This window comes from Bacillus sp. RC51 (assembly GCF_044908115.1).
GTDB lineage: Bacteria > Bacillota > Bacilli > Bacillales > Bacillaceae_G > Bacillus_A > Bacillus_A mycoides.
Map to the genome: position 1 here is coordinate 139,988 of NZ_JBIYCW010000011.1, position 16,789 is coordinate 156,776.

General features: G+C 36.5%; 16 protein-coding genes. 15 read left to right on the forward strand and 1 reads right to left on the reverse strand.

Annotated elements, in window-relative coordinates; translation table 11 throughout:
• Positions 1 to 12 precede the first annotated feature (12 nt).
• The 9 genes from rbsK to ABH959_RS20770 all read left to right on the forward strand — a co-directional run bounded on the left by rbsK (position 13) and on the right by ABH959_RS20770 (position 9,089).
• Positions 13 to 909 carry a ribokinase gene (gene rbsK / locus ABH959_RS20730; protein WP_113937913.1) on the forward strand — a complete coding sequence of 299 codons (897 nt, stop codon included), beginning with the start codon at positions 13 to 15 and terminating at the stop codon, positions 907 to 909.
• Complete coding sequence (gene rbsD, locus ABH959_RS20735; protein ID WP_113937914.1) at positions 906 to 1,301, forward strand: D-ribose pyranase; 396 nt, start codon at positions 906 to 908, stop codon at positions 1,299 to 1,301. Before rbsK ends, rbsD begins: the two co-directional genes overlap by 4 nt.
• 18 nt (positions 1,302 to 1,319) lie before the next feature.
• Positions 1,320 to 2,804, forward strand: coding sequence for a ribose ABC transporter ATP-binding protein RbsA (rbsA, locus tag ABH959_RS20740; protein ID WP_113937946.1), 1,485 nt, complete (start codon positions 1,320 to 1,322; stop codon positions 2,802 to 2,804).
• A gap of 3 nt (positions 2,805 to 2,807) precedes the next feature.
• On the forward strand, positions 2,808 to 3,743 hold the full coding sequence (locus ABH959_RS20745; protein WP_002029798.1) for an ABC transporter permease subunit: 936 nt from the start codon (positions 2,808 to 2,810) through the stop codon (positions 3,741 to 3,743).
• A gap of 14 nt (positions 3,744 to 3,757) precedes the next feature.
• Positions 3,758 to 4,681, forward strand: a complete 924-nt coding sequence (gene rbsB, locus ABH959_RS20750) for a ribose ABC transporter substrate-binding protein RbsB (RefSeq protein ID WP_002125255.1) — start codon at positions 3,758 to 3,760, stop codon at positions 4,679 to 4,681.
• Positions 4,682 to 4,719: 38 nt separating this feature from the next.
• A complete protein-coding gene (fsa, locus tag ABH959_RS20755; RefSeq protein WP_000667669.1) occupies positions 4,720 to 5,367 on the forward strand; it encodes a fructose-6-phosphate aldolase in 648 nt (215 codons plus the stop codon).
• 298 nt (positions 5,368 to 5,665) lie between these two features.
• Entirely contained in the window at positions 5,666 to 8,059 is a 2,394-nt protein-coding gene (inhA2, locus tag ABH959_RS20760; RefSeq protein ID WP_404493111.1) for a M6 family metalloprotease immune inhibitor InhA2, read from the forward strand.
• Between the two features lie 330 nt (positions 8,060 to 8,389).
• Positions 8,390 to 8,731, forward strand: coding sequence for a hypothetical protein (locus ABH959_RS20765; protein WP_002029794.1), 342 nt, complete (start codon positions 8,390 to 8,392; stop codon positions 8,729 to 8,731).
• Positions 8,732 to 8,759: 28 nt separating this feature from the next.
• Positions 8,760 to 9,089: a hypothetical protein gene (locus ABH959_RS20770; RefSeq protein ID WP_404449001.1), complete on the forward strand. Its 330-nt coding sequence runs from the start codon at positions 8,760 to 8,762 to the stop codon at positions 9,087 to 9,089.
• Positions 9,090 to 9,107: 18 nt separating this feature from the next.
• Here the strand turns inward: ABH959_RS20770 and ABH959_RS20775 are convergent, their stop codons facing one another.
• The gene (locus tag ABH959_RS20775) at positions 9,108 to 10,262 is read right to left on the reverse strand and encodes an MFS transporter (RefSeq protein ID WP_404457185.1); all 1,155 of its coding nucleotides are present in this window, start codon (positions 10,260 to 10,262) and stop codon (positions 9,108 to 9,110) included.
• A 226-nt stretch (positions 10,263 to 10,488) separates the two neighbouring features.
• On the opposite strand from ABH959_RS20775, the gene bdhA reads away from it, so the two are divergent.
• The 6 genes from bdhA (at position 10,489) to ABH959_RS20805 (ending at position 16,787) form a co-directional block, all read left to right on the forward strand.
• Positions 10,489 to 11,541 carry a (R,R)-butanediol dehydrogenase gene (bdhA, locus tag ABH959_RS20780; RefSeq protein WP_000645834.1) on the forward strand — a complete coding sequence of 351 codons (1,053 nt, stop codon included), beginning with the start codon at positions 10,489 to 10,491 and terminating at the stop codon, positions 11,539 to 11,541.
• 118 nt (positions 11,542 to 11,659) lie between these two features.
• Positions 11,660 to 12,004, forward strand: coding sequence for a potassium channel family protein (locus ABH959_RS20785; protein WP_002090921.1), 345 nt, complete (start codon positions 11,660 to 11,662; stop codon positions 12,002 to 12,004).
• Positions 12,005 to 12,269: 265 nt separating this feature from the next.
• A complete protein-coding gene (gene cerA, locus ABH959_RS20790; protein WP_404448994.1) occupies positions 12,270 to 13,121 on the forward strand; it encodes a phospholipase CerA in 852 nt (283 codons plus the stop codon).
• Positions 13,122 to 13,198: 77 nt separating this feature from the next.
• A complete protein-coding gene (sph, locus tag ABH959_RS20795) occupies positions 13,199 to 14,200 on the forward strand; it encodes a sphingomyelinase C (RefSeq protein WP_404457187.1) in 1,002 nt (333 codons plus the stop codon).
• A gap of 113 nt (positions 14,201 to 14,313) precedes the next feature.
• A complete protein-coding gene (locus ABH959_RS20800) occupies positions 14,314 to 15,486 on the forward strand; it encodes an amino acid deaminase/aldolase (RefSeq protein WP_404457189.1) in 1,173 nt (390 codons plus the stop codon).
• Positions 15,474 to 16,787 (forward strand): D-arabinono-1,4-lactone oxidase, encoded by a 1,314-nt coding sequence (locus ABH959_RS20805; RefSeq protein WP_404457191.1) that lies wholly within the window; start codon positions 15,474 to 15,476, stop codon positions 16,785 to 16,787. The genes ABH959_RS20800 and ABH959_RS20805 overlap by 13 nt, the downstream gene beginning before the upstream one ends.
• Positions 16,788 to 16,789: the final 2 nt, after the last annotated feature.

A 16,789-nucleotide genomic window follows, 5' to 3' on the forward strand; every position in this document is an offset into this window, starting at 1 on the left:
GAGATGAGACAGATGCCAAATATTGCAGTAGTAGGTAGCATTTCAATGGACTTAGTGGCTGTTTCAAAAATACGGCCGAAAGCAGGAGAAACAGTAATTGGTGAAGCGTTTCATACGATACCAGGAGGAAAAGGGGCCAACCAAGCAGTTGCTGCAGCTAGATTAGGAGCAAATGTAGCGATGGTTGGTGCAGTAGGAAATGATGATTACGGAACAGTAGTTAGAAAAAATTTGGAGAACGAACGCATTTTTATCGACTATGTGGTACCGGTTACAGATAGGACGACAGGAATCGCTCATATCGTTTTAGCAGAAGAGGATAACAGTATTGTTGTCGTACAAGGAGCAAATGCTCTTGTAAATGAGTCGATTGTAGATCGTTCAAAAGACCTTCTTGTAAAAGCAGATATGGTTGTTCTTCAACTAGAGATTCCGCTTGAAACAGTAAAATACGTTCTAGCTATTTGTGAGGAGCATAAAATTCCAGTTATGTTGAATCCAGCTCCAGCACAATTTTTATCAGAAGATATTTTAGAAAAAGCGACTTATATTACGCCGAATGAACATGAATGTCGCATCGTATTAAATGATTTCACATCACCAATTGAAGAGTTACTGGCTAAATATCCAAATAAGCTATTGATGACAGAAGGGTCTAATGGTGTTCGTTTCCATAATGGAACGGAAGTTGTTCAAGTTCCAAGTATTGCTGTAGATGTAGTAGATACGACTGGAGCTGGTGATACATTTAACGGCGCGTTAGCAGTTGCGCTTTCTGAAGGAGAAACACTTCAAAAGGCTATTCGTTTTGCTAATATTGCTGGTGGTCTTTCTGTAACGAAACTTGGGGCACAGGGCGGTATGCCGACGAGAGATAGAGTACGTGAAGTGCAGGTGATTGTTGGATGAAAAAACACGGTGTATTAAATAGTGAAATCGCGGCAGTCCTTGCTTCACTTGGGCATACAGATACGATTGTAATCGCAGACTGCGGGTTGCCGATTCCTGATGGAGTAAAACGAATTGATTTAGCAGTTGAAATTGGAAAGCCTAGCTTTTTAGACGTATTACAAGTAGTTGCTGATGATATGGCAATTGAAAAAGTGACGCTGGCAGAAGAAGTCATTATGAATAATGACGTGGTAAATAAAGAAGTTGAGATGCGTTTAATAGAGCCAGCATTTGAATATGTGTCTCATAAGGAATTTAAAGAGCATACAAAGAGAGCGAAGGCGATTATTCGTACAGGAGAAGCAACGCCTTATGCGAATGTTATTTTACATGCAGGCGTGATTTTTTAATAGAGGGATGTGATGAGAATGCATATTGAAATGAAGAACATTTCAAAAGCGTTCAGTGGTAATCCTGTTCTAAAAAACGCACAGTTTATGATTGAAACAGGAGAAGTCCATGCATTGATGGGGGAAAATGGAGCGGGGAAATCGACGCTCATGAAGATTTTAACAGGTGTATATAAAAAAGACAGTGGAACAGTCATGATTGATGGGAAAGAACGAACTTTTAAAAATGCGAAAGAAGCTGAAGAGTATGGTATTGCATTTATCCATCAAGAGTTGAACATATTACCGAATTTAACGGTAGCTGAAAATATGTTTCTTGGAAAAGAGTTAATGTATGGGAAAACGGGCATTTTACGTACGCGTCAAATGAATGCGATTGCCCAGCAACAATTAGCAGATCTTGGTCTACATGTGAGAGGTGCTATGCTAGCAGGTGAATTATCAGTTGGACAACAGCAAATTATTGAAATTGCTAAAGCATTAATGACAAAGGCGAGCGTTATTATTATGGATGAACCTACAGCAGCATTAACAGATCGCGAAATTGAAACGCTGTTTATTGTTATTAATAAATTACGTAAAGAGGGCGTTTCATTCGTTTATATTTCACACCGGATGGAAGAAATTTTTTCAATATGTGATGCCATTACGATTTTGCGTGATGGAGAATATGTAGGGAAGAGATTAATTCCAGAAACATCATTTGATGAAGTAGTTAGCATGATGGTGGGGCGCAGTATTGGTCAACGTTATCCAGAGCGAAATAGTCAAATTGGCGAAGTGATTTTTGAAATGCGTAACGGAACGAAAAAGGGGAAATTTGAAAATGTTTCGTTTCAAGTTAGAAAAGGTGAAATCCTTGGTGTTGCGGGCTTGATGGGAGCTGGTCGCACGGATATTATGAAAGCAATATTTGGATATGAACCGCTCGATTCAGGAAAAATTTTCATGAATGGACAAGAAGTAAAAATTGATAGTCCAATTGATGCGATTAGACAACAAATTGCCTTTATTACAGAGGATAGAAAATCTGAAGGGCTTGTGTTAGATTTTTCGATTCGTGAAAATTTAGCTTTACCAAATTTAGAAAGTCTTTCAAAGGGAAGCGTTGTTAATAAAGCTTTAGAACAGCAATTTACAGAGGATATGATGAAGCTTCTTAATGTGAAAGCAGCAAACGGAGAGCAAGCTGTAAAATCTCTTTCTGGTGGAAATCAGCAAAAGATTGTAATTGCAAAATGGCTAGGGATTCATCCGCAGTTACTCATTTTAGATGAGCCAACGAGAGGTGTAGATGTTGGGGCTAAAAAGGAAATTTACTCTATTATGAATAAGCTTACTGAGCAGGGTGATGCCGTTATTATGGTATCGTCTGAGCTTCCAGAAGTTTTAGGAATGAGTGATCGTGTTCTCGTTATTCATGAAGGGAAAATCGGTGGTATTTTAGAGAAAGATCAGGCATCGCAAGAGTCTATTATGGCACTAGCTACAGGGGGAGAGTAAGATATGGCTAAGAAGGGGAATGTATTACAACAACTTGGTTCTTTAATTGGGTTAGTATTAATTATCGTGGTAATTACAGCTTTAAATCCAGCATTTATTGAAATTCCAAATTTATTTAATATACTGCGCCAAGTATCGATTAATGCACTCATTGCATTTGGAATGACCTTCGTTATTTTAACAGGGGGTATTGACTTATCGGTAGGTTCTATTTTAGCATTATCAAGTGCACTTGTTGCCGGAATGATGGCAAGTGGCATGGATCCGTTCCTTGCAATGGTAGTTGGATTATTAGCAGGTCTTGCAATGGGGATTGTAAACGGTATTATTATTGCGAAGGGAAAAGTAGCTCCGTTTATTGCAACTTTAGCAACAATGACTATTTTTCGCGGGTTGACGCTTGTTTATATGGACGGACGTCCGATCACCGGTCTTGGTGATCATTTAATGTTCCAAATGTTTGGCCGTGGTTATTTCCTTGGTATTCCTGTGCCAGCCGTTACAATGATGATCGCTTTTGCAGTACTGTACTTTATTTTAAAGAAAACAACGTTTGGTCGCCGTACGTTTGCGATTGGTGGAAATGAAGAAGCGGCAGCTTTATCAGGTATTAATGTTACGAGAATTAAAGTAATGATTTACGGTCTTTCCGGAATTTTGGCAGCGCTTGCAGGTATTGTCTTAACATCAAGGTTAGATTCTGCACAGCCGACTGCTGGTACTTCTTACGAATTGGATGCAATTGCTGCAGTTGTGTTAGGAGGAACGAGTCTTTCAGGTGGAAGAGGATGGATTGTTGGTACATTCATCGGTGTGCTTATTATTGGTGTACTAAATAACGGTTTAAATTTATTAGGTGTATCTTCTTTCTTCCAACAAGTTGTAAAAGGACTTGTAATCTTACTAGCTGTACTAATTGATCGTCGAAAAGAAGCGTAATGGAGGGGCAATTCATGAAAAAATGGTTACTGATACTCGTTGCATGCATCATGGTAGTTACTGCTGGTTGTTCAATGGAACCACCAGAATGGGCAAAGGATTCTAGCGATAAAGGTCGAAATAAAACTATTAAAGTTGGATTTTCTGTTTCAACTTTAAATAATCCATTTTTCGTCACGTTGAAAAAAGGTGCAGAAAAGAAGGCAAAAGATAGCGGCATTGAATTAATTGCTGTTGATGCACAAAATGATGCGGCGAAGCAAACAAATGATGTTGAAGATTTAATTCAAAAAGGTGTCGATGTAATTGTTATTAATCCAACCGATTCAGATGCTGTTGCTTCAGCGGTAAGTGCAGCTAATGCAGCCAATGTTCCTGTTATTACAGTAGACCGGGTTGCGAATTCAGGTAAAGTTGTTTCTCATATTGCTTCCAACAATATAGAAGGTGGTCAAATGGCTAGTGATTACATTCGGGAGTTAGTTGGTGAAGGAACAAATGTTGCTGAGTTAGAAGGAATCCCTGGATCGTCTGCTGCTCGTGAGCGTGGGAAAGGATTCCATAACGTAGCTGATAAGTCTTTAAAAGTAGTAGCAAAACAAGCAGCTGATTTCGATCGTGCAAAAGGATTATCCGTTATGGAAAATATTTTGCAAGCAAATAGCGATATAAAAGCAGTGTTTGCTCATAACGATGAAATGGCATTAGGCGCAATTGAGGCATTGAAATCTGCTGGTAAAACAGATGTGGTTGTTGTTGGATTTGATGCAACAGATGATGCTGTAAAAGCGGTTAAAGATGGGCGTATGGCAGCAACAGTCGCTCAAAAACCAGAATTAATCGGAGAGAAGGCGATGGAAACAGCGAAAGAGATAACACAAGGTAAAAAAGTGGACAAATTTATTCCGATTGAATTAGAGCTTATTAAGAAAAAATAAATAAATATAAAATGAAAATTAGGAAGGAAGAATAACAAATGAAATTTTTTATTGATACAGCAAACATTAACGAAATTAAAGAGGCAAATGCATTAGGTGTAGTAGCTGGAGTAACGACAAATCCATCACTTGTAGCAAAAGAAGGCGTAGATTTCCATGAGCGTATTCGTGAAATTTGCAGCTTTATTGAAGGACCTGTAAGCGCAGAAGTAATTAGCTTAGAAGCTGATAAAATGATTGAAGAAGGAAAAGAGTTAGCAAAAATCGCTCCAAACGTTGTTGTAAAAGTTCCAATGACAACAGAAGGCTTAAAAGCAGTAAAAGCATTCTCAGATTTAGGAATTCGTACAAACGTTACATTAGTATTCTCAGCAGTGCAAGCATTACTTGCAGCTCGCGCTGGTGCGACATACGTTTCACCGTTCTTAGGTCGCCTAGATGATATCGGTCATAACGGTATGGACTTAATTCGCCAAATCGCAGAAATCTTTGCAATTCACGGCATTGAAACAGAAATCATTGCAGCATCTGTCCGTCACAGTGTTCATGTAACAGAAGCAGCATTAAACGGTTCACATATTGCAACAATCCCAGCAAACGTAATCGCTTCATTAGTGAAGCATCCATTAACAGATCAAGGAATTGAGAAATTCTTAGCTGATTGGGAAAAAACACAAGAGAAATAATACGAAATGGAGAACCCAAGTTTAATTAACTTGGGTTCTTTTTTTGTTTGAAAGAATTTTCATGCAATTGTGCATATTGTCTTTTAAATTTTTAATATAAGCTATTTAATATATACAAATCACTCTTTATTTTTCACATTTCGACATAAAAAGATAGAGGGTCTGACCAGAAAACTGGAGGGCATGATTCTATAACAGAAAGCTTATTTCTTATAGAATCATGTCTTTTATTATACAAGGGAGGATAGATTACATATTTTTATCTGAAGTTTAAGATTGATACAAGGGGATGATTAAAATGAGAAAAAAAGCGCCATTTAAAGTGTTGTCATCATTAACGATCGCAACACTCATCGGATGCTCAGCTGTAATGAGTGCTCCGTTAGCATATGCAGAAACGCCAGCAAAAGAAAGTGTGTCTACAACGCCAATTGATCATAACTTAATTCAAGAAGATCGTTTAGCGGAAGCGCTGAAAGAAAGAGGAACAATTAATCCAGCATCGTCTAAAGAAGAGACAAAAAAGGCCGTAGAGCAATATATTGAAAAGAAGCAAGGGGGTCAGGCAAATAAAGAAATTCTTCCAGCGGATACTGCTAAAGAGGCATCTGATTTCGTGAAAAAAGTAAAAGAGAAGAAAATGGAGGAAAAGGAGAAAGTAAAGAAACCTGAAAAAAATGTGAGTCCTGAGCAAAAGCCAGAACCAAATAAAAAACAACTGAATGGACAAGTCCCAACTTCTAAAGCAAAGCAAGCGCCGTATAAAGGGTCTGTTCGAACTGATAAAGTATTAGTATTACTCGTTGAATTTAGTGATTATAAACATAATAATATTGATCAAACACCAGGATATATGTATTCGAATGACTTTAGTAGAGAGCATTATCAAAAAATGTTATTTGGTAATGAACCGTACACATTATTTGATGGTTCGAAAGTAAAAACGTTTAAACAATATTATGAAGAGCAGTCTGGTGGTAGTTATACGACAGACGGATATGTAACGGAGTGGCTAACTGTGCCAGGAAAAGCTGCTGATTACGGTGCTGATGGTAGTAGCGGTCACGATAATAAAGGACCAAAAGGTGCGCGTGATTTAGTGAAAGAAGCATTAAAAGCTGCAGCGGATAAAGGATTAGATTTATCACAATTCGATCAGTTCGACCGTTATGATACAAATGGCGATGGCAATCTTAATGAACCGGACGGTGTAATTGATCATTTAATGGTAATTCATGCCGGTGTTGGTCAAGAAGCTGGCGGTGGTAAATTAGGAGATGATGCAATTTGGTCACATCGATCTAAATTAGCAAGGGATCCAGTAGCGATTGAAGGAACAACAGCTAAAGTACCTTATTGGGATGGAAAAGTAGCGGCTCATGATTACACAATTGAACCAGAAGACGGTGCAGTAGGTGTGTTTGCACATGAATTTGGACATGACCTTGGTTTACCAGATGAGTATGATACGAATTATACTGGAATGGGATCACCTGTCGAAGCTTGGTCATTAATGAGTGGAGGTAGCTGGACAGGAAAAATCGCAGGAACAGAGCCAACTAGTTTTTCACCACAAAATAAAGATTTCTTACAAAAGAATATGGGTGGAAACTGGGCGAAAATTTTAGAAGTAGATTACGATAAAATTAAGAGTGGTGTAGGCGTTCCTACATATATTGATCAAAGTGTTACAAAATCAAATCGTCCAGGTGTCGTACGTGTCAACTTACCAGGTAAGAGTATTGAAACAATTAAGCCTGGATTTGGAAAGCGTGCATACTATAGTACAAGAGGCGATGATATTCATACGACATTAGAAACACCATTCTTCGATTTAACAAAAGGAACAAATGCAAAATTTGATTATAAAGCGAATTATGAACTAGAAGCAGAGTGTGATTTCATCGAAGTACATGCTGTAACTGAAGATGGAACGAAAACATTAATTGATAGATTGGGAGAAAACATAGTCCAAGAAGATAAAGATACAACAGATGGAAAATGGATTGATAAATCATACGATTTAAGTCAATTTAAAGGGAAGAAAGTTAAACTACAATTCGACTATATTACAGATCCAGCTTTAACATATAAAGGTTTCGCAATGGATAATGTAAATGTAACAGTTGATGGACAAGTAGTATTTTCAGATGACGCAGAAGGACAGTCTAAAATGAAGTTAAATGGATTCGTTGTTTCTGATGGGACAGAACAGAAACCCCATTATTATTATCTAGAGTGGAGAAACTATGCTGGATCAGATAATGGATTAAAAGCGGGAAAAGGTCCGGTATATAATACAGGTCTTGTCGTTTGGTATGCAGATGATAGTTTCAAAGATAACTGGGTTGGGTTACATCCAGGTGAAGGCTTCCTTGGTGTTGTAGATTCTCATCCAGAAGCGATTGTTGGAAATTTAGGTGGGAAACCAGCATACGGTAATACTGGAATTCAAATTGCAGATGCTGCATTTTCATTTGATCAAACACCTTCATGGAGTGTAAATTCATTTACACGAGGACAGTTTAATTATACTGGATTACAAGGTGTTACAACGTTTGATGATTCAAAGGTATACAGTAATAAGCAAATTGCTGACGCAGGACGCAAAGTTCCAAACCTTGGCCTTAAATTCCAAGTTGTTGGACAAGCAGATGATAAGTCTGCAGGTGCTGTTTGGATTAGACGTTAATGCGGGATAAAATAAAAGCACATTCTTCATATGAAGAGTGTGCTCTTTTATTTGTACATTAAGTTATTATTTTAGCTTATGTAATACAAGTGTTTATCCATATGTAGTGTATCAAATTATGTGTGGAAAAGAAATATTTCCGAGGAAATTGTCGAAGTATCGTCGATATTTATTCATTTTCTTTTTTAAAAGGAGCAAGTAGTATTGCATTTATATGTAAGTTTATTTACATTGATATTTGGTTATATACAAAAGTAATATATATTAGGCAATAAAAAGAGTTCTATTTAATAGAACTCTTTTTTGATGAGTAGAAAGGAGGGGGGACAAATGAAAGAAACAATTGCATGTCCACAATGTGAAGAGAATATTACTGCACAACATATTATCGACATCCCACATCCTTTTTCATTAAGGTGTCCGCATTGTAAGGTGAAGCTGAAAGAAATGAGGATAACACCATGTTTAATATTAGCGGCAATCTGTGTTATCCCACTGTTTATTATTATTGGAGAGAGTATTAAAGAATTGCTAGTAAAACATTTTTCTATTATAGACAATGTACCAACCGTACTTATTTTCTTCTTATTTTGTTATCCGTTGTATTATTTCTATGAAAAATATAATGCCATATTATTCATTAAATATGGTTTATTGAAAGTTAAAAGTTAAAAGTTGAATTGAATAGGAGATTATCATTATGTTGTGGAAAATTTATTTGGTAATTGTAGCGATATTAGCTATTACTTCGCTAGTGAGAGGGATGTTTCAAACACCGATTCAAAAGTTTGATTTTGTAGTGTCTATTATTACATGGATAGGACTATTTGGATTTGTTTTTGATGTACAAATATTGAAGCCGATCGTTTGGCAATGCATCTTCGTATTTAGCATCATTTGGACTTTAACTGCAGTTTTTGTTTTACGATTATATGAAGAGAAAGATGAGCCATTACCTTTTGTATTTAAATTAATTGGCATTATCCCAACTTTTCCGTTATATTACGGATTATATCAATATGCATTTTAAAAAAAGACAATGATGGAATTAACCCATCATTGTCTTTTTTACTTTGCTTCTTACAAAAATCATTCCAGCAAATGTTAACAAGAATGCAGTTCCGATAACGAAGCTGACGCTAGGCGATGCCCCGATTGCTCCGACTGTAAAGGAGCCAGCAACAACTCCTAACGAGAAGAATGCATAAAACAATCCGAATGCTTTCCCTCGGTTACTATCTGTTGTATTTTCAACAAGTAAAGCATTAATTGCTGGGAAGAGGATAGCGAATCCAATTCCATAAATTATCATAACGATAAAGAGCATGCCTTTTGTTGCAAATAATCCGAGTAAAGATAACGCTAGTGCCATTACTGCAATCCCGATTAGCATTAGTTTGGAACGATTAAATCGATCGTAAATGCGATTTGTTGGCAGTAAGAAGAAGAGGATAGCGGTAATTCCGAATACACTTAACATCATGCCTGTTGTAGATGCTTTAAGTGCTAATGCCTCAACTTTTACTGGTAACATATAAGTGACAATCCCTTGTGAAAACATTAGTGTGAAAGCACCAATATATGCTTGTAATAACGGTTCTGATTTCAATAGTTCAATCATATCTTCTTTGTTCATCATTTGTGTTCTTGATGTATCTTTTCTTGATACGTTATTTGGTAAGAAGAATAGAGATACGATTGTACCAAGGACCATTAAAATAGAAATAGTAATGAACACCCACTCTATACCAGCTGTTGCTTTCATAATGCCGCTGAAAGCAGGTCCTACGATTGCAGCTGTTCCAACAGCGGCACCAGATAGAGCCATTGCTTTACCTTGCCTTGCTGAATTCGTTTGCTTTGATAAAAACGTAAAGGCAGCAGGAATTAAAAATCCGTCACTAAAACCGTGTATAAAGCGCACAACTAATAGTTGTTCACCACTTTGAACAACGGTGTATAACAAGACTATGAAACTCGTAATTCCCATGCTTATATAAAGGATTTTTTTTGCACCAAATTTATCGACAGCGGCTCCAGCGATAATATTACCGATCATATTAGCGAATGAGTACATACCGATAACTAGCCCGATAACAAGAGGGGTTCCTCCAAGACTTTGAGCGAAAGTACTCATAATAGGTAATTGTGAAAATGTATCTAAAAACGCTACGATAACAATAAAGTAAATAAAATATTTCAAGCGATATTCACCTCTCCTATGCTATTATGGCATAATGCTAATTTCAACCGCAATGAAATTAGCATTAACAGATGTGGAAAAAAGTACAAAGTGACAAAATATTGAACGTTATTTGTTAAAAATTAGTGAAAATGAGATTGTTTTTTTGAAATATATGGATGGAAGTATTATAATAGATTTGCAAACTTCACCAGGTTAAGTATATACGTAGAGAGGGATGTATAAAATGAAAGCACTACTTTGGCATAATCAACGTGATGTACGAGTAGAAGAAGTACCAGAACCAACTGTAAGACCAGGAGCAGTTAAGATTAAAGTTAAATGGTGTGGTATCTGCGGAACAGACTTGCATGAATATTTAGCAGGACCTATTTTTATTCCAACAGAAGAGCACCCATTAACACACGTAAAAGCACCGGTTATTTTAGGTCATGAGTTTAGTGGTGAGGTAGTTGAAATCGGTGAAGGCGTTACTTCTCATAAAGTGGGAGATCGCGTCGTTGTAGAACCAATTTATTCTTGTGGTAAATGTGAAGCTTGTAAACACGGACATTACAATGTTTGTGAACAACTTGTTTTCCACGGTCTTGGCGGAGAAGGCGGCGGTTTCTCTGAATATACAGTAGTACCAGAAGATATGGTTCATCATATTCCAGACGAAATGACGTATGAGCAAGGTGCGCTTGTAGAACCAGCAGCAGTAGCAGTTCATGCAGTACGTCAAAGTAAATTAAAAGAGGGAGAAGCTGTAGCGGTATTTGGTTGTGGTCCGATTGGGCTTCTTGTAATCCAAGCAGCAAAAGCAGCAGGAGCAACTCCTGTTATCGCAGTGGAACTTTCTAAAGAACGTCAAGAGCTAGCTAAATTAGCAGGTGCTGATTACGTATTAAATCCAGCAACTCAAGATGTACTAGCAGAAATTCGTAACTTAACAAATGGTTTAGGTGTAAATGTGAGCTTTGAAGTAACAGGTGTCGAAGTAGTACTTCGTCAAGCGATTGAAAGTACAAGTTTTGAAGGACAAACTGTAATTGTTAGTGTGTGGGAAAAAGATGCGACAATTACGCCAAACAACCTTGTACTAAAAGAAAAAGAAGTTATCGGTATTCTTGGATACCGTCATATCTTCCCAGCTGTTATTAAATTAATTAGCTCTGGCCAAATTCAAGCAGAGAAATTAATTACGAAAAAAATCACAGTGGATCAAGTTGTTGAAGAAGGATTTGAAGCACTTGTAAAAGATAAAACACAAGTGAAAATTCTTGTTTCACCTAAATAATAGAGAATAGTAAAAAGTAGCCCTTTTCTAGAAATAGAAGAGGGCTACTTTTTTTCTATACAGAAAGGTGATAGACTTTCCTTTAACTACAGGTATTTTGTTTGGAAGGGGAAGTCTAATGCTTTCATTTATGTTGACATTGAAACGGATGCTAAAAGCTTGTTTACGAGCGTGGAAAGATAAAGAATTTCAAGTATTATTCGTATTAACATTTTTAACATTAACATCTGGTACGATTTTTTATAGTACAGTTGAAGGATTACGTCCTCTTGACGCCCTATATTTTAGTGTGGTTACGTTGACGACTGTCGGTGATGGGAATTTTAGTCCGCAAACTGATTTCGGAAAGGTATTTACGATCTTATACATATTTATCGGGATTGGATTAGTGTTTGGATTTATTCATAAATTGGCAGTTAATGTGCAACTGCCAAGTGTATTATCGAAAAGAAAAAAAGAGTAAAGCGGTTAATCGCTTTACTCTTTTTTTACATTAGTTTAGACAAGTATTTGCAGTAGCTTAACAATACTGTATTACAATGTAAGTGCATTCATTCATTACGTTCGCTATGTATAAAGTTATAGTGATATGAACATTTGCATATTTTAATTTATTGATAGAATTTTCACGAAAGGTGGGATATTCTAGTCATAGGTTAACCGTAAGACATCGTAGGATCCTAACAAAAATCTTTACAATAATTCTATTATAAAATGGAGGATTTCAGATGAAAAAGAAAGTACTTGCTTTAGCAGCAGCTATTACGTTAGTAGCGCCATTACAAAATGTAGCTTTTGCACATGAAAAGAATGAAGAAAGTAGAGCGATTATTACTCAGTATTGGTCTGCGGAAGATAAACACTCAGAAGGTGTAAATTCTCATTTATGGATTGTAAACCGTGCTATTGATATTATGTCCCGTAATACGACAATTGTAAAACAAGATCAAGTTGCACTATTAAATGAATGGCGCACAGATTTAGAAAATGGCATTTATTCTGCTGATTATGAAAATCCTTATTATGACAATAGTACATTTGCGTCACATTTCTATGATCCAGACGATGGAAGTACATACATTCCACTTGCAAAGCAAGCGAAGGAAACTGGAGCTAAGTATTTTAAATTAGCTGGTGAATCTTATAAAAATAAAGATATGAAACAAGCATTCTTCTATTTAGGGTTATCTCTTCATTATTTAGGTGATGTAAATCAACCGATGCATGCAGCAAACTTTACGAATATTTCTTATCCACAAGGATTCCATTCTAAATATGAAAACTTTGTAGATACGATTAAAGATAATTACAAAGTAACGGACGGAAATGGATATTGGAATTGGAAAGGTATAAACCCTGAAGATTGGATTCATGGTGCTGCGGTAGCTGCGAAACAAGATTTCCCTGGTATCGTAAATAGTAATACGAAAAGTTGGTTCGTGCAAGCTGCTGTATCACAAAGTTATGCCGACAAATGGCGCGCTGAAGTTACACCAATGACTGGTAAGCGATTAATGGAAGCGCAACGTGTAACTGCTGGATACATTCAGCTTTGGTTTGATACGTACGGAAATCGTTAAGTATTGGAGAAAGGTCAAATCTCAGAATAGAGTATTTGGCCTTTTTATCACTATACAGTAAACGGAGGATATGAATTGTGAAAAGTGAATTGCTAAAAGGTGTACTAAGCTTTGGGATTGGTCTAGCAGCTTTATATAGCGGATCTTCCGTTCAAGCAGAAATGTCCACAAATCAAAATGATACGTTAAAAGTTATGACGCATAATGTATACATGCTATCAACAAACCTATATCCCAACTGGGGACAAAATGAGCGTGCTGATTTAATTGGAGCAGCAGATTATATAAAGAATCAAGATGTTGTTATATTAAATGAAGTGTTTGATAATAGTGCTTCAAATCGCTTATTAGGAAATTTGAAGAAAGAATATCCAAATCAAACGGCAGTATTAGGTCGTAGTAGTGGAAGCGAGTGGGATAAGACGTTAGGAAACTATTCATCTTCGACTCCTGAAGATGGAGGTGTAGCGATTGTGAGTAAATGGCCAATTGTTGAAAAGATTCAATATGTATTTGAAAAAGGCTGTGGACCAGATAACTTATCAAATAAAGGATTTGTATACACAAAAGTTAAGAAAAATGATCGTTTTGTACATGTGATTGGGACTCATTTACAAGCTGAAGATAGTATGTGTGGAAATACTTCGCCAGCATCTGTACGTACAAAACAGCTACAAGAAATTCAAGAGTTTATTAAAAATAAAAATATACCAAATAACGAGTATGTGTTAATTGGTGGTGATATGAATGTAAATAAAATAAATGCTGAGAATAATAGTGACTCAGAGTACGCATCCATGTTCAAAACATTGCACGCCTCTATTCCATCTTATACTGGATATACTGCAACTTGGGATGCGACGACAAACAGTATTGCGAAATATAACTTCCCCGATAGCCCTGCCGAGTATTTAGATTATATTATTACAAGTAAGGACCATGCTAATCCATCGTATATAGAGAATAAGGTGTTACAGTCGAAATCGCCACAATGGACTGTTACGTCATGGCTCAAAGAATATACATATAATGATTACTCTGATCATTATCCAGTAGAGGCGACTATTTCTATGAAATAGAGTAGTCTTAAAAAAGTTTCTTCGTGAAGAAGAAACTTTTTTTATTTGAAAACAGGAAAATCATTTTTTCTTTCCAATATGTATAAGACATATATAGAAGAGGAGAGAAAAATGTGGATAGAGGAATTTTTAAGGAAGTTCCATTACCGTGTGCATTTTTAGATGAAGTGGCTTTAGAGAGGAATATTCAATCGATTATAGAGTTAAGTGGAGATAAGAAAATTCGTATAGCGAGTAAATCATTACGCTCTGTTCCAGTTATGAAAAAGATTTTAGCTGCAAATAATCGGTTTCAAGGTATTATGTGTTTTTCTCCTAGAGAAGCTTTGTTTTTAATTGAACAAGGATTTAATGATTTATTGCTCGGATATCCTGTTTATGATGAAAGAGCTTTACATGAAATTAGTTTGCTAACAAAGCAAGGGCACATTATAACTTGTATGGTGGATTGTGAAGACCATATTACTTATTTAGAAAAGATTGCTGAGAAGTCTAAAGGGTGTTTTCGCGTTTGTTTGGATATTGATATGAGTAGTCGTTTTTTAAAAATTCATTTTGGTGTAAAAAGATCCCCGGTAAAAGATGTGCAGAGCGCTTTGAAAATAGTAGAAAAGGTGAAGGGCTCATCATATTTAATACTAGATGGTGTAATGGGATATGAAGCTCAAATTGCCGGGGTGGGGGATCATATACCGAATCAATGGATGAAAAGTAAAGTGGTTTCGTATTTAAAGAAGAAATCAGTATTAGAGGTTAAAGAAAGAAGGGGACGTATCGTAAAAGAAATACAAAACCTTGGTATTAAACTAAGATTTGTAAATGGGGGAGGAACAGGAAGTATAAAAACAACTGAGCAAGATAACTCAGTTTCAGAGATTACAATAGGTTCTGCTTTTTATTCCCCGAAACTATTTGATTATTATAAAGAAGTAAAATTTCAGCCAGCTGTCGGATTTGCTTTACCAGTTGTACGTAAACCGGATCCTTTTATTTATACTTGCCTCGGTGGCGGATATATTGCCTCAGGTGCAGTTGGTAAAGATAAAGAGCCTGAGGTTTGGATGCCGCATGGTGCAAAACTATTAGCTTTAGAAGGTGCTGGTGAAGTGCAAACGCCAATTTTTTATAACGGTGAGGAACGAGTGGATATAGGAGATTCTATCTTGTTTCGCCATAGTAAAGCTGGAGAGTTATGTGAACGCTTTCCTATTTTGTATCGCATTAAACAAGGGGAAATTGTTGGAGAGTATTCAACATATCGGGGGGATGGACGATGCTTTCTATAAAGGGACAAAAATGGAGAAATTGGACAGGGAATGTAGAAGGAACGCCACATTATACGATGTATCCAAAAAGTATACAAGATGTAGTAGAAGTTGTAGGGCTTGCACGAAAAAAAGGAAAGAAAATTCGTGTTGTCGGTTCAGGGCATTCGTTTACACCTCTTGTGCAAACGGAAGAAATTTTAGTTTCTTTAGATGAATTGAAGGGCATTGGGAATATTGATGCAGAGAAGATGGTTGTCGAAGTATGGGCGGGAACAAAGCTACATGATTTAGGGAAGTTACTTCAGGAAAAAGGTTATGCGCAAGAAAATTTAGGGGATATTGATTCACAATCTATTGCAGGAGCGATTAGTACGGGGACTCATGGGACGGGTGTTACATTTGGGAGTTTATCAACACAAGTTATAGAGATCACGGCAGTTTTATCAACAGGTGAGAGTATAGTTTGTTCAGAAACCGAGAACGCCGAATATTGGAAAGCATTTCAGTTGTCACTTGGAATGCTAGGTATCATTGTAAAGATAAAATTGAAGGTTATCCCAGCGTATTCTCTCGTTTATGAAAGTGAAAAACAATCATTGTCTACTGTAATGAACAAAATAGAAGAATATAAGAAGAATCGTCATTTTGAATTTTTCGTTTTTCCTTATTCAGATGAAGTGCAAGTGAAATTTACAAACGAAACAACGAGTAAAGAAAGTGATTTGAAATGGCATAAACTAAAGGTGGAGTTACTTGAAAATAAGATGTTCTCTTTATTATCTAAAGGGTGTAAATGGTTTCCTTCTATAAGTAAAGGAGTAAGCCGATTATCAGCTAAGGCTGTACCGAACATGAAAATAATTGGACCAAGCTATGAAGTGTTCGCTACATCACGTACAGTTCCATTTTATGAAATGGAGTACAGTGTCCCTTCAAAGTATATGAGGGCTGTTGTAGAAGAAATTTCAAATCTTATTGAAAAGAAAAAGTATAAGGTGCACTTCCCGATTGAATGCCGCTACGTGAGAGGTGATGATATATGGCTCAGTCCAGCATATGGAAGAGATTCAGCGTATATAGCTGTTCATATGTATAAAGGTATGAAGTATGCCGCTTATTTTGGTGAAGTGGAGAAAATTTTTCTAAAGTATGAAGGGCGCCCACATTGGGGGAAAATGCATACGTTAACGTACGGAAAATTGCAAAATATATATCCAGAATTGCATTCGTTTCTAAAAGTGAGGAAGTCACTAGATGAAACAGGAATATTTTTAAGCCCTTATACAGAAAAGTTATTTACGATTATGAAAAAAAGCTGACA

Bases quoted from the DNA above. Each gene is read 5' to 3' on its own strand.
- rbsK (WP_113937913.1), top strand. From the start codon at position 13: ATGCCAAATATTGCAGTAGTAGGTAGCATTTCAATGGACTTAGTGGCT.
- rbsD (WP_113937914.1), top strand. From the start codon at position 906: ATGAAAAAACACGGTGTATTAAATAGTGAAATCGCGGCAGTCCTTGCT.
- rbsA (WP_113937946.1), top strand. From the start codon at position 1,320: ATGCATATTGAAATGAAGAACATTTCAAAAGCGTTCAGTGGTAATCCT.
- ABH959_RS20745 (WP_002029798.1), top strand. From the start codon at position 2,808: ATGGCTAAGAAGGGGAATGTATTACAACAACTTGGTTCTTTAATTGGG.
- rbsB (WP_002125255.1), top strand. From the start codon at position 3,758: ATGAAAAAATGGTTACTGATACTCGTTGCATGCATCATGGTAGTTACT.
- fsa (WP_000667669.1), top strand. From the start codon at position 4,720: ATGAAATTTTTTATTGATACAGCAAACATTAACGAAATTAAAGAGGCA.
- inhA2 (WP_404493111.1), top strand. From the start codon at position 5,666: ATGAGAAAAAAAGCGCCATTTAAAGTGTTGTCATCATTAACGATCGCA.
- ABH959_RS20765 (WP_002029794.1), top strand. From the start codon at position 8,390: ATGAAAGAAACAATTGCATGTCCACAATGTGAAGAGAATATTACTGCA.
- ABH959_RS20770 (WP_404449001.1), top strand. From the start codon at position 8,760: ATGTTGTGGAAAATTTATTTGGTAATTGTAGCGATATTAGCTATTACT.
- bdhA (WP_000645834.1), top strand. From the start codon at position 10,489: ATGAAAGCACTACTTTGGCATAATCAACGTGATGTACGAGTAGAAGAA.
- ABH959_RS20785 (WP_002090921.1), top strand. From the start codon at position 11,660: ATGCTTTCATTTATGTTGACATTGAAACGGATGCTAAAAGCTTGTTTA.
- cerA (WP_404448994.1), top strand. From the start codon at position 12,270: ATGAAAAAGAAAGTACTTGCTTTAGCAGCAGCTATTACGTTAGTAGCG.
- ABH959_RS20805 (WP_404457191.1), top strand. From the start codon at position 15,474: ATGCTTTCTATAAAGGGACAAAAATGGAGAAATTGGACAGGGAATGTA.